14 protein-coding genes are annotated in these 13,736 nt (G+C 37.1%); 4 read left to right on the top strand and 10 right to left on the bottom strand.

Annotation, left to right across the window (positions count from 1 at the left end; genetic code table 11):
* Positions 1-83 precede the first annotated feature (83 nt).
* The 3 genes from A2U94_RS11625 to A2U94_RS11615 form a co-directional block, all read right to left on the bottom strand.
* Positions 84-1,061, bottom strand: a complete 978-nt coding sequence (locus A2U94_RS11625; RefSeq protein WP_025909127.1) for an alpha-ketoacid dehydrogenase subunit beta — start codon at positions 1,059-1,061, stop codon at positions 84-86.
* 3 nt (positions 1,062-1,064) lie between these two features.
* On the bottom strand, positions 1,065-2,180 hold the full coding sequence (gene pdhA, locus A2U94_RS11620) for a pyruvate dehydrogenase (acetyl-transferring) E1 component subunit alpha (RefSeq protein WP_025909128.1): 1,116 nt from the start codon (positions 2,178-2,180) through the stop codon (positions 1,065-1,067).
* A gap of 570 nt (positions 2,181-2,750) precedes the next feature.
* Positions 2,751-3,401: a YkyA family protein gene (locus A2U94_RS11615; protein WP_025909129.1), complete on the bottom strand. Its 651-nt coding sequence runs from the start codon at positions 3,399-3,401 to the stop codon at positions 2,751-2,753.
* A 170-nt stretch (positions 3,402-3,571) separates the two neighbouring features.
* On the opposite strand from A2U94_RS11615, the gene A2U94_RS20660 reads away from it, so the two are divergent.
* Complete coding sequence (locus tag A2U94_RS20660) at positions 3,572-3,685, top strand: YjcZ family sporulation protein (RefSeq protein ID WP_076513034.1); 114 nt, start codon at positions 3,572-3,574, stop codon at positions 3,683-3,685.
* A gap of 152 nt (positions 3,686-3,837) precedes the next feature.
* Positions 3,838-4,392 carry a peptide deformylase gene (gene def, locus A2U94_RS11610; RefSeq protein ID WP_025909130.1) on the top strand — a complete coding sequence of 185 codons (555 nt, stop codon included), beginning with the start codon at positions 3,838-3,840 and terminating at the stop codon, positions 4,390-4,392.
* Between the two features lie 36 nt (positions 4,393-4,428).
* Here the strand turns inward: def and A2U94_RS11605 are convergent, their stop codons facing one another.
* Entirely contained in the window at positions 4,429-5,211 is a 783-nt protein-coding gene (locus tag A2U94_RS11605; RefSeq protein ID WP_025909131.1) for a Cof-type HAD-IIB family hydrolase, read from the bottom strand.
* 579 nt (positions 5,212-5,790) lie between these two features.
* Between A2U94_RS11605 and A2U94_RS11600 the strand changes: the two genes are divergently transcribed.
* Both A2U94_RS11600 and rnjA read left to right on the top strand, forming a co-directional pair.
* A complete protein-coding gene (locus tag A2U94_RS11600) occupies positions 5,791-6,000 on the top strand; it encodes a DNA-dependent RNA polymerase subunit epsilon (protein ID WP_025909132.1) in 210 nt (69 codons plus the stop codon).
* A gap of 5 nt (positions 6,001-6,005) precedes the next feature.
* Entirely contained in the window at positions 6,006-7,673 is a 1,668-nt protein-coding gene (gene rnjA, locus A2U94_RS11595; RefSeq protein ID WP_025909133.1) for a ribonuclease J1, read from the top strand.
* 29 nt (positions 7,674-7,702) lie between these two features.
* On the opposite strand, the gene A2U94_RS11590 is transcribed toward rnjA, so the two are convergent.
* The 6 genes from A2U94_RS11590 to A2U94_RS11565 form a co-directional block, all read right to left on the bottom strand.
* Positions 7,703-8,797: an ABC transporter permease gene (locus tag A2U94_RS11590; protein WP_025909134.1), complete on the bottom strand. Its 1,095-nt coding sequence runs from the start codon at positions 8,795-8,797 to the stop codon at positions 7,703-7,705.
* A complete protein-coding gene (locus tag A2U94_RS11585) occupies positions 8,794-10,056 on the bottom strand; it encodes an ABC transporter permease (protein ID WP_025909135.1) in 1,263 nt (420 codons plus the stop codon). Before A2U94_RS11585 ends, A2U94_RS11590 begins: the two co-directional genes overlap by 4 nt.
* A gap of 15 nt (positions 10,057-10,071) precedes the next feature.
* Complete coding sequence (locus A2U94_RS11580; protein ID WP_025909136.1) at positions 10,072-11,004, bottom strand: ABC transporter ATP-binding protein; 933 nt, start codon at positions 11,002-11,004, stop codon at positions 10,072-10,074.
* A 146-nt stretch (positions 11,005-11,150) separates the two neighbouring features.
* Complete coding sequence (locus tag A2U94_RS11575) at positions 11,151-11,783, bottom strand: response regulator (protein ID WP_025909137.1); 633 nt, start codon at positions 11,781-11,783, stop codon at positions 11,151-11,153.
* Between the two features lie 24 nt (positions 11,784-11,807).
* Complete coding sequence (locus A2U94_RS11570; RefSeq protein ID WP_025909138.1) at positions 11,808-12,902, bottom strand: sensor histidine kinase; 1,095 nt, start codon at positions 12,900-12,902, stop codon at positions 11,808-11,810.
* 106 nt (positions 12,903-13,008) lie between these two features.
* Positions 13,009-13,671 (bottom strand): potassium channel family protein, encoded by a 663-nt coding sequence (locus A2U94_RS11565; RefSeq protein WP_062954523.1) that lies wholly within the window; start codon positions 13,669-13,671, stop codon positions 13,009-13,011.
* Positions 13,672-13,736: the final 65 nt, after the last annotated feature.

Genomic DNA, 13,736 nt, shown 5'->3' with positions numbered 1-13,736 from the left:
AGTTGCAATATGTTTAGTTGGTTTTTATACCTTATTTACAATAGAAATCAGCATTTTGCTGATTTCTATAGAGTAACAATCAATTAAAATTCAAGAACTTTTTTAGCAGTTGCTACAATATCCTTGTGGTCTGGTAACCAAACGCCCTCTGCTTGAGAGAATGGGAATACTGTATCTGGAGCAGCTACGCGTAATACTGGAGCTTCTAAGCTTAAGATTGCGCGGTCATTGATTTCAGCTACAACGTTTGAAGCGATACCAGCTTGCTTTTGAGCTTCTTGAACAACAATTGCACGACCAGTTTTTTCAACTGATGCGATGATTGTTTCGATATCTAAAGGCTGAACTGTACGTAAGTCAACAACTTCTACAGATACGCCTTCTTTTTCTAATTCTTCAGCTGCTTTTAATGATGAATGAACCATTGCACCATAAGCGAAGATTGAAACGTCAGTACCTTCACGTTTTACATCAGCTTTACCAATTTCAATTGTATAAGCTTCTTCAGGTACTTCTTGACGGAATGAGCGGTATAATTTCATGTGCTCTAAGTAAACAACAGGATCGTTGTCACGAATTGCTGAAATTAAAAGACCTTTTGCATCGTATGGAGTTGAAGGAATTACAACTTTCAAACCAGGTTGAGATGCTACTAAACCTTCTAAGCTATCAGCGTGAAGTTCTGGTGTGTGTACGCCGCCACCGAATGGTGAACGGAACGTGATTGGTGCGTTCCAACGACCGCCAGAACGATAACGCATACGAGCTGCTTGACCAGAAATTGAATCAAGAACTTCAAATACGAAACCGAAGAATTGAATTTCAGGTACTGGACGGAAACCTTGAGTCGATAGACCAACAGCAAGACCGCCGATACCAGATTCAGCAAGTGGTGTATCGAAAACGCGATCTTCACCGAATTCTTGTTGAAGACCTTCAGTTGCACGGAATACTCCACCGTTTACGCCAACGTCTTCACCAAAAACTAATACGTTTTCGTCGTTTTTCATTTCTGTGCGTAACGCATCAGTGATTGCTTGAATCAATGTCATTTGCGCCATGGCTTACTTCGACTCCTTCTCTTTGTAGATTTCATACTGCTCTTTCAAGTTGAAAGGCATTTCTTCATACATGATATCCATTAAGTCTGTAACTTTTTGTTTTGGATAGTCATCTGCTTTTTTGATTGCATTTTTAATATCTTCTTTAGCTTGCTCGATTACTTTGTTTTCTTCTTCTTCATTCCAGATGCCTTTAGCTTCTAAGAATTTACGGAAACGTACTAGTGGATCTTTCTTTTCCCACTCAGTATCAAGCTCTGCTGTACGATAACGTGTTGGGTCATCTCCAGCCATTGTATGTGGACCATAACGGTAAGTTAATGTTTCAACTAATGTTGGACCTTCGCCGTTTACTGCGCGCTCACGAGCTTCGCTTACAGCAACATAAACTGCTAATGGATCCATTCCATCCACTTGTACCCCTGGGATACCTACTGCAGCTGCTTTTTGAGCAATTGTTTTAGCAGCAGATTGCTTTTCAACTGGTGTTGAAATCGCAAAGCGGTTGTTTTGAACAACAAAAATTGCTGGAGCTTTGAACGCACCTGCAAAGTTCATACCTTCGTAGAAGTCACCTTGTGAAGCTCCACCGTCACCAGTGTAAGTGATTGCTACTGCTTTTTTACCACGTTTTTTAAGACCTAATGCAACACCCGCTGCTTGAACGATTTGTGCACCGATGATAATTTGTGGTGAAAGTGCGCCTAAATCCTCTGGCATTTGGTTACCGTGGAAGTGACCACGAGAGAATAAGAACGCTTGGTATAATGGAAGACCGTGCCAGATTAATTGTGGTACATCACGGTATCCAGGTAAAATGAAGTCTTCTTTCTCTAATGCAAAATGAGATGCAATTTGAGAAGCTTCTTGACCAGCTGTTGGTGCATAGAAACCTAAACGACCTTGACGGTTCAATGAAATTGAACGTTGATCAAGAATACGTGTGTACACCATACGAGTCATTAGTTCTTTTAATTGTTCATCAGATAAATCTGGCATTGCTGATTTATTTACTACTTCGCCCTCTTCATTAAGAATTTGGAACGTTTGGTACTGCTCAGCAATTTTATCAAGTTGCTTTGATACATCAATAATAGCTTTTTTAGTTTTAGCAGCCATCTAAGTCACCTCTTCCTTTCATTTAAGCCTTACTTTTCAATGTGCTAATCAAACAAAAAAATACACATTGCTAGGATACCCAAAACAAGCACCTAAAAGTCATTTTTTGTCGACTAGAATTCCATTTGAGTCCGCTACGTATTTCAACATGTTTTATGTATTCCCGGGCGCACTCGATTCAAACATTTAAGTAAAAGGAAAGTTTAAGCGAAACTTTCATTCCGTTAAACTGTATTAATTATTTCAACAAAATGATTAATACAACACTTACTACGCTAAATAGTGTACACCACATTAAAACGGTTCGTCAATCTATTTACGCTTATAAATTTAAGCTTTTTGCCTTATTACACTTTTAAAAAATGTTAAATCCATCTGTGCTATTACACAAACATATCCTGTACTACTTGTCTTATAATAACCGTTTAAAAACCTGCTTAATATCACCGTTTAATTTCTTACAAACTCTTTGAATGAAAGCGTTTTACAGACTATTTAATTCATGTCGAATACTGTTGTATATCAAATCAAAAAACAGCCAATGCTTATTGCTTTGAGTGTTTCCTGCTTTTATTCTTGATCTGATTTCACCTTTTTGTAGAAGTTCTTTTTTTCTTCATTATAAGCATCCGTTGCTTGATTAAACTTTTCACTATTCTCCTGCACCTTTTGGTACATCTCATTAATAGAAGAAATTTGGTTTTCTAAATCGTTTAGCTTCACGTTTGTTTTTTGAAACATTGTGTATAGCTCTCTGTCTAACTCCACCGATTCTTCATACGAAGCATACATCAAGTCGTATGCCTTATAGCGACTTTCCATTAAAGAAGCGAGTTTGTTGGCTTGCTTCTCTATGTCTTCATCTTTTACCAGTTCGATTTTCTCTTTGGCTTTTTCAAACTCTTCTTTTGAACGCTGCATACTTTCCTGTTCTTTTACTAAATGTTCTTCTCGTTCATCTAATAATTGGAGCGCTTCGCTTGCTTTTTCGTCAACTTTTTCTTTTTCTTTCATTCCAATTGATAAGATTTCTTCATATAGAACATTTTCTTTTTCTTCGAGTGCCGTCATCGGTTGCTGCTCTTTTATAAACTGCTTCTCTTGATCAGCGACTTTCTCAAGCGCTTTATAAACTTCTAGTTCGTCTCCGCTTTCTGCTGAACATCCTGCTAAAAGCATCATACTTATACCTATTGCACTTACTATTTTTTTAGTCTTCATACCTGGTAAATCCTCCCTTATACCAGCACTATTTTATCTTTATTGCCCGAATTAAGCAATTCATCTACACCATTTTATTATCTTTTAATATATTATACTAACCCATCAAGAAAAAACGGTTAAATCGTTTGTGTTTTTTGGGATTCTGTCTGTTCGGGAGTGTGTTAGTTATGTATTACGGAGGATATGGATACGGATGTGGCGGTTCAAATAAAGAATTCGTTCTTTTAATTGTGCTATTTATTTTACTTGTTATTATTGGCTGCAGTTGGGGCGGCTGTTAATTAGTTAACAAAGAGAAAGTCAAGTGGCTTTCTCTTCTACATATAGCAACTCGGATGACTTTTCATATGTCTTTTGATACACTTTATAGTACTAAACTGACAAGTATATGTCATAACTATTAGTACCATATATCGTTAGGGAGATGTGAACAGTGATTACAATGGATAAAATTATTAGGGATGGCCACCCTACTCTGCGCAAAGTAGCACAAGAAGTAAAGCTTCCAGCAACAGCTGAAGATAAAGAAACGCTTAGACAACTACTTGAGTATGTTCAAAACAGCCAAGACCCTGAAATTGCAGCCAAGTATAATTTACGTCCTGGAATTGGATTAGCTGCTCCTCAAATCAACGTATCAAAGCGAATGATTGCTATTCAAGCACCTGATGAGCGTGGAAACGTGCAAAGCTATGCCCTTTTTAACCCGAAAATTGTGAGCCACTCCGTTGAAAAAACGTATTTAACAAGCGGTGAGGGATGCTTATCCGTAGATGAAGAAATACCTGGATATGTCCCAAGGTATGCTCGTATTACTGTAAAAGGTACAACGCTAGAAGGAGAAGAGGTTAAAATCCGTTTGAAAGGCCTATTAGCTGTGGTCTTTCAGCATGAAATTGACCATCTTGATGGCGTTATGTTTTATGACCATATTAATAAAGCAGAGCCGTTTAAAGAACCTGAAAATGCAAGCCCTTATATGCGCTAAAAAAAGTAGGAACCCGTCCAGGTTCCTACTTTTCTGTTAAGACAGTAATCCTACAAGTTGAAGACCGTGTGCAATTCCGTTATCAGCTACGTCTTTTGTAATATAATTTGCCACTTCTTTTACTTCATCATGGGCATTTCCCATTGCTACGCCATTTCCTACGTACGAGAGCATTTCAATATCATTTAAGCCATCGCCAAATGCATACACATTTTCTTTCTTATAGCCTAACTTATTGATCATAACCTCAATTCCCTTTGCTTTTGATCCACCAGCAGGAAGCACATCCGTTGAGAATTCATGCCAACGAATATAATCAAATTTTTTAAATTTTTCTTCGTAAGGCTTCTCTTCACCATCCGTACAGAAAAGAAGCGCTTGATAGATTTCGCGGTTTTCATAGTACAAAGGGTCATGAATTGGATGTGTGATGCCAAGCTTTAGCGTGCTAATGCTTGCTTCAATATGTTCATGAAATTCAATATTAGACCTCATATCATCATGATCTAAATAAACGACTGGATGATTTTTTTGAGCAGCAAACGCGGTGAGCGCTTGAAGCTCTTGTACGTCTAATGGATTTTGATACAGAACTTCACCATTTAATACGATGTACTGACCATTAAAGCTAATATATGTATCGATACCAAGCTCATCTCGAAGCTCTTTAAACATAAACGGTGCTCGGCCTGTAGCAATGGCTACTTCATAACCTTTTTCCTTGAGCTGATTTACCGCTTGCTTTGTTGACTCAGGTAATTTTTTATCATGATCTAACAATGTACCATCAATATCAAAGAACACTATTTTTTTGTCCATTGTTTCACCTAACTTTTCTATTTTTTTTCGTTTCTCACGCCATTATAACAAACCACTTCTACTTTCTCCATCTTTCCATATATAACCACGCAAGTCTATGCGCTTTTTTCATATACTACAACTATAAACATAGACAGGCATTCATCAGATATAAAGGAGATGAGATTCATGCTAAAAGATTTTCGAAAGCGCCTTTTAAGACGTTGGAATGAATTATTACGAAAAAAATCAATTGCTTAATTAACGATTTAAGGGCTTTCTATCAATACATTTGCAGGGCGTGTGTCTGCATCGTAAAATAGAATAGCCCTTATTTTCTATTTAAATAAGCAGTCCAGTCAGTCAATTTTTTCACATAGTCATAATTTCATATTAGCTATTCGTATAATTTTTCAATAAAATTTAAGTTTATCGATAGAAATCGTCCCTATTTTGCATTTAACGAATTGACTTGTGTTATTTTGATGTCTAAAATGTAGTGAAAGCAAGTTTCTTTAGAAAATACATGAAATACATACACATTTTATATTATAATAAAATAAGTTATTTGAATTTCGGATTTAAGGAGAGAATGAAGTTATGATTTTTAAAGTATATTTTCAAGAAAAATTAACAGAAGTACCAGTTCGTGAAAACACACAAACTGTTTATGTAGAAGGAGAGTCTGAACGCGACGTTCGTAAAAAGTTAAAAGCGCGTTCAATTAACATTGAATTTGTTCAACTAGTGGACGGAGACTACTTAGAATATGAGCAACACAGCGAAGATTTTAAAGTATTGGAGATATGATAAAAATGAAATTTGTAAAAAATAATCAGACGGCGGTATTCGCTCTAGGTGGACTAGGTGAAATCGGTAAGAATACCTATGCCGTACAGTTTCAAGATGAAATTATTCTTATCGATGCCGGAATTAAGTTTCCAGAAGATGAACTATTAGGTATTGATTATGTAATTCCTGATTACAGCTATTTAGTTAAAAACGCAGACAAAATCCGTGGACTTTTCGTAACACATGGTCATGAGGATCACATCGGTGGAATTCCGTATCTTTTACGCGAATTAAACATTCCAATTTATGCTGGAAAGCTAGCGTTAGGTTTACTACGCAATAAGCTGGATGAGCACGGATTACTTAGAACTGCACAGCTTCATGAAATTACAGAAGACGACGTTATTAAGTTTCGCAAGACGTCGGTAACGTTTTTCCGTACAACACACAGCATTCCTGATTCATACGGTATTGTTGTAAAAACACCAAATGGACAAATTGTACATACAGGTGACTTTAAGTTTGACTTTACACCAGTTGGAGAACCAGCGAACTTAACAAAGATGGCTGAAATCGGTAAAGACGGCGTACTATGCCTACTATCAGATAGTACAAACAGTGAAATCCCTAACTTTACAATGTCTGAGCGTCGCGTTGGTGACAGCATTCATGACATTTTCCGAAAAGTTGAAGGCCGTATTATTTTCGCAACGTTTGCATCTAACATTCATCGTTTACAGCAAGTTGTTGAAGCTGCTGTATTAAACAATCGTAAAATTGCTGTGTTTGGTCGCAGTATGGAAGCAGCAATTGATATTGGTCAGGAGCTTGGCTATATCTCTTGTCCAAAAGATACGTTTATTGAACCATCTCAAATCAATCGTATTCCTGCTAACCGCGTAACAATTTTATGTACAGGTAGTCAAGGTGAACCGATGGCTGCTTTATCACGTATTGCAAACGGTACACACCGTCAAATTCAGATTATCCCTGGGGATACAGTTGTTTTCTCTTCATCACCAATTCCAGGTAACACAGTAAGTGTAAGCAAAACGATCGATATGTTATTCCGTGCTGGTGCTGAAGTTATTCATGGTAAACTGAATGACATCCATACGTCAGGTCACGGTGGACAAGAAGAACAAAAATTAATGCTTCGCTTAATGAAACCAAAGTACTTTATGCCAATTCATGGTGAGTACCGCATGCAAAAGATGCATATCAAGCTAGCAACTGACTGCGGTGTTCAAGAAGAAAACTGCTTCATTATGGATAACGGTGAAGTATTAGCACTAAGCGAGAACGAAGCATCCGTAGCGGGTAAAATCCCATCTGGTTCTGTTTATATTGACGGAAGCGGCATTGGTGATATTGGTAATATCGTACTGCGAGATCGTCGTATTCTATCTGAAGAAGGTCTTGTAATCGTCGTTGTTAGCATTAACATGAAAGACTTTAAAATTGCAGCGGGTCCAGATATTATCTCACGTGGATTTGTTTACATGCGCGAATCTGGCGATTTAATTAACGATGCACAATCATTAATTACAAAGCACTTAAATAAAGTAATGGAGCGCCGTACATCTCAGTGGTCTGAAATTAAAAATGAAATTACAGACACACTAGCTCCATTCCTCTATGAAAAAACAAAACGTCGTCCAATGATTTTACCAATCATTATGGAAGTATAAGAAAAAGGATTCGCTTACGCGAATCCTTTTTACGTATGTTTCTTCTCTAAAATATTAATTCCAAGAGCCATTAATACCACTGTAATAATGCATAATAATAGGCTTGAGTACGCAATTTTTTGCCATGCATAATCATAGACCACAACTTGCTTTAAAAGGTCCATTCCATATGTCAACGGTACGAACTTTGAAAGTGTCAGCATAACTGGAGATGTGACAATTTCAAGAGGCCAATATGCCCCTCCTATCATTGCCATACTCACTGCTAATAGAGGAATAAGCACTTGATACTGAGCAATGCTCTTGACCACTCCTGCTAGAAACATACATAGAGCAACAGTTGCCAATAGGTAAGGAATAACGATGAGTAAACTAAGTACAAATCGACCGTTAAAATCTACTCCAAGACCAAAATGGAATGTGCTAAAAATAACAATGACTTCTACATACGCAATTAAAAATGAATATACTAAGTTCCCTGTATAAAGGTCTACTTTTGAAAGTCTTGAAATAAGAAGGCGATCCCAGACTCCAATTTTCCGATCTTGCAAAATTTTGAGCACACTAAATCCAATGGTATATATGATAAAAAATAGCGTAAAGCCAAAGAGCGCCTGCATATTCTCTTGAAGCATAATTCCTTCTGTTTTTTGCATACTTTCTACATTAACCTTAAAGATAGGAGCTTCTTCAATTTTTTTGTTAATCATGCCTGCTTCTTTGGATGTAAACTGCTTCGCAAGTGATTGGGTTTGTATTCGCTGTTCGTAATGTGCTTTCACATGTTGATTTACTTTTTCTATAAGTGTTGTTTCTGATGTTAAGATTAACTTAAAATCATTTATCCCTGCTTCTAAAGCTACTTCTGCTTTACCTTCTTTTACTTGATCTCGCGCTTCATTTTCATTGCTTTCTTTAAATAGTAAGTGCTGGGTTTGGTTTAAATCGTGAATAAGAGATGTGACGTTTACTTGTTGATCTTTACTATATACAAGGATAGTAGTACTCGTTTGATCAACTTTTCCCATTAGGTACGCAAATACAATAACTAAAAAGAGTGACATCACTACCGCCCATGGACTTCTACGCAGCTGCTTAAATCGCCCAATTAAAACCGTATTCAACTTTTCCACACCTTCCTTCCAAGCAACCAGACGGTACTAAACATGACGACAGCCGTCATAAGCAACGTAAACAGTTCCCCGCTAATATTCAGAATAGATTCTCCTTGCAACACGCGTAAGTAAGCTTGCGTACCAGCTCCGTTTGGCACTATTTCACCAATTTTTGCAAGCTGGCTTGAAAGCTGTTCAGTAGGAAAAAAGCTACCTCCCAAAAATGCTAATATCGTAACAACTACATTTCGAAAGATGGAAACCATATCCTCTGAATTGCAGCGATGCACCACAGAAGATAGACATGCGCTAATTCCTCCTACAGCCATACTCACAGCAACAGTAATGGTTAAAAACGCCAGTAAGTTCGGCCATATAATTCCAAAGCATATTGCCACGAGACTATACAAAATAAGCAATTGACATAGAGCTAGTAAGAAACCTGTACAGAAAATACTAAAATAATAAAGAGTCGGCGATACGTTAGCAAGAATGATACGCGACAAGCTATGAGCTTCTTTTTCTACATAAGCGTTCTTAGCTAAGCTAGGAGCAAGATAGAGAACAAACATCATGCTCATGCCTATCGCATAGTAAGCAAGAGCTGAAAGCGGCTTTTCTTTGTTCGCCGTTTCTTTTTCTCCTAAAGAACCTACTATTTCGATATTACCTGCTTTTTCAGGATTTACTTGACTAGCATAAGTGTACAGAGATAACTTTTGTTGATAAGCTTCTATTATACTAGTTACCGTATCGGCACCAATTGATTTGTCTTCATTTTGAATAATTGTTAGCGGTGGATTCTCGATGTTTCTTTTTAAAAATTGATTTTGTAATACCCCGTATGAGAACCCTTCAGGAAACACCATAATTGCACTATATTCATTGCTTCGTTTGGCTTTTTCTAACCCAGTATCTGAAATCTGTTTCATCTTAATAAACTGCGTTACTTCTTTTTGTTGAAACGTATTTTGTAGTAAAAACTCTATTGGCTTCATATGATCAACAGTCGTAAACACCTGTTTCTTCGCTTCTTCAGGTAACGATTGCAGGGCTAATTCTTTTTTAAAGCGTTCTATTTCTTCTTCTTCATCCCCTTTCACAACTACCCCAACAGTGGCTTCAAAACCAGGCTTATCAGACATAATACTTCCAAGAGAAAATCCTAAGATTACAATTAAAACAAACGGCATTAACAATAAAATAATAAGTTCTTGAGGGCGTCTAATAAACTGTATGAACTGCTTTTTTAAAAGCGCAAAAAACATCCTTATTCCCCCTCATCAATCTCTTAACGTTCGACCAGTTAAATGTAAAAACACATCTTCAAGCGTTGGTGCTTCAATCTGGACAGCGGAAATCATCATCTCTTGTTCCTCAGCAAACTTAAACAAATCGGCTAATATATTCACATTTTTTGGAACAGAGAATTGAACAGATCCATCCGTATGCGTTAACTTTGATACAGATGGGTGAGACTGTAGTTTATGAATAAGTCCTTCTTTAATCCAATCTGCTTTAAAATGAATAATTTGTTCAGAAGATAAAATGCTTCGAAGCTCTTCTTTTGTACCAGAAGCAATAATGTTTCCTTTATCCATAATGTAAATACGGTTACAAAGCTGTTCTACTTCTTCCATATAATGACTTGTATAGATCACGCTAATACCATAGTGCTGATTTAAACGCTTAACCGACTCTAGAATGTGAAACCTAGATTGTGGATCAATTCCAACGGTCGGTTCGTCCATAATTAAAAGCTTTGGACTATGAAGAAGCGCAATACCGATGTTAAGTCGTCTTTTCATTCCTCCAGAAAAGATTTTTACACGATCATGCTGGCGGTCGGTTAAGCTAATCATGTTTAAAATCTCATCCACTTTTTCAGCTAGCTGTTTTCCTTTCATTCTTTGAGTTCTTCCAAAAAAGTCGAGATTTTCTCTTGCCGTTAATTCATCATATAAAGCTAGCTCTTGAGGAACAACGCCCAGTATTTGTCTCATATGAATTGGATCTTCTACGCTGCTTTTCCCGTTGATACGTATGTCACCGCTTGACGGTTTAATAAGAGAAGAAATCAAAGAAATGGTCGTTGACTTTCCTGCACCGTTTGGCCCTAATAATCCAATTGTTTCTCCACGTTCTAAAAACAAGCTGATGTTATTTACTACTTTCGCTTTTTTGTATGCTTTACTTAGTTCGATGACTTCTAGCATAAGGCTTCACTCCTTTATTTTCTTTCTTACTTCATCTTATAAATTCAACACTTCCTTCACCACTTACTTCCGTCACTTCTTCTATTCCAAACTATGACCTCCGTCACATGACAAAAAATCTTCTGACCTCTTGTCAGAAGATTTCTTCACGCTAAGTGATTTTTCACAGCATAAATAGCCAGCTGCGTGCGGTCACGCAGCTCTAGCTTATGTAGAATTTGCGTAAGATGATTTTTAACCGTTCCAATTGATAAATAAAGCTCTGCTGCAATTTCCTTGTTCGTTTTCCCTTCTCCTACAAGTTTGACTAACTCTCTTTCTCTTTTTGTTAGTTCAATCTGTATAGGGTCTGCTGCTTCTTTTCTTAATAACCTTGGCATAATTTTAGCCGTTACGTGATCATGAATACTTAAACCACCGTTCATACAACTATGAATGGATTGAATGAGATGCTCGGGGTCAGCCGTTTTTAGCATAAACCCATTTGCTCCATATTGAAGAGCCTGCATAGCATACTCTTCATCATTAAAGGTCGTTAGCATTAATACCCGTATTGTTGGCCACTGCGCTTTTATCTTCTGGGTCGATTCAATTCCGTTCATAATTGGCATTGATACGTCCATAATCACAAGATCAATCATATGACGCTCCAGCTGCTCTAACGCTTCTTTTCCATTACTCGCTTCTGCTCGCACGCACAGAGCAGCATCTTGTTCAATCATCATTTTAATTCCTGAACGAACAATGCTTTGATCTTCCACAAGTAAAATATGAATCAAGTAAACTCACCTTCTTTGTATCCCTTAATTTAGTTTAATGATGCCTTCTATAGAAAAATGTTCAGGTGTTTGCAAGTAGCTTACTTGTCCTCGGATACTTTCAATCCGCTGCTTTAATGCCTTTAACCCAAACCCTTCTTGAAAAGGAGGTGCATCAGGTGCAATGCTGTTTTTTATTTGGAAAGATAAATCTCCTACTGGTGATAGCATTAGAGTAATTGCTAATTCTCTTGAACTACCGTGACGCATTGCGTTTGTAAATCCCTCTTGAATAGCGCGATATAACGCGACGCTTTGAGTATTGGACAGCGTCAGTGATAATACTCGCTGCTTCACTGTAAACGAAACATTCATATGACTCTCTGATTCTAACTTTTTAATTAAATGAACAATGGATGCTACTCCCTGTAAGGTTGATTTATCCAACTCCTTTACAGCATGACGTGTTTCGGCTAAGCTTTCTTCTGCTAACCGTTTTAATTGGTCTAGCTGTACATTTTCTAACTCTTGACTCATCTTTAACACTTGAATATTTAGTAATAACGCCGTTAATTTATGGCCAACAGAATCGTGAATATCTCGAGCAATTCTTGTTCTTTCTTCATTTCGAGCCGCTTTATCTGCCTCCAAACTCATTCGTTTAAGAGAGCGATATTCACCTCTAAGCTCATCATATAAAAGCTGTTTTTGTTGCTTTTCTTCCCTGCTTACACCTAATTGATACAAAACAACCCCAATTAGCACAGTTATGATAATGGTTGGTAGTAATAAGGCCTCTAACTTAATCCAGGTTAAAAGTAAAAAAGCAATCAGTGTACATCCAGCATAAATTCGAAAAGAAAGTCCCTTCACTTCACTGGTTGCTTCAACACTAACATACAGAAAAAGAGCCATTAAAAGTGGGGAGAACGATAAGAAGAACCCTAAGCTTGTCAGCACCAACACTTGACACATTTGATTTCCTAGCTTCTGCCTCCACAGTGGTTTTGTAAAATAAATAAGCATGGACAGAAAACTTAAAAAAAGTAATCCAAGAGTATTTACGCTTTGATACATTGAAAAAAAAAGGGCAATCCATATCGCTAAAAACATAGTAGTTTGCACTAAAAAAGTTTTCATCTTGCATTCCTCCGCTTACTATTGTACTAGCAAACCACCAATAAAATCCATATTTTCTATAAATACATAGCAAAAACCTGCTTCCAATGCTGAAAGCAGGTTTTCATTACATATCTGCGAATTTATTCTCAAATCGATTAATATTTACATCTGCACCAATAACAATTAAAATGTCACCCTGTTTGATTGACTCTGATGCTTGTGGAGAGACAATAATATCTTGGCTTCTCTTAATTGCAACAATATTAATACCATATTTAGCACGAATATTTAAGTCGATAAGCGTATTTCCCGCCATTTTTTTACTCGCAACTAGCTCAACAATACTGTGCTCATCAGATAGCTCTAGATAGTCAAGTACGCTATTGGAAATCATACTATTGGCAATTCTTCTTCCCATATCACGTTCTGGATGCACAATAAAGTTAGCTCCAATTTTCGATAATACCTTAGCATGATAATCATTTTGCGCTTTTACCGTAATTTTCTTTACGCCTAGCTCCTTTAAAATCAGCGTGGTTAAAATGCTTGCTTGAATATTATCACCAATAGCTACTATGACATGATCAAAGTTACGAATGCCTAAACTTTTTAGTACACCTTCATCCGTAGAGTCTCCCACTACGGCATGTGAGGCAACGCTCGCATACTCATTTACTTTCTCTTCATCCGTATCAATAGCCAGTACTTCCATACCTTGATCACTTAATGTTTTACAAATGCTACCGCCAAATCTCCCTAATCCAACTACTGCAAATTCCTTTTTCATGAAAAATCCTCCATATAGTAACAAGTGAAGTCCATATACTACTTTATTTTACCATAATGTAAGAC

This window comes from Bacillus sp. VT 712 (assembly GCF_001614195.1).
Lineage (GTDB): Bacteria > Bacillota > Bacilli > Bacillales > Bacillaceae_H > Priestia > Priestia flexa.
This window is presented reverse-complemented; position numbering and strand designations above follow the sequence as displayed.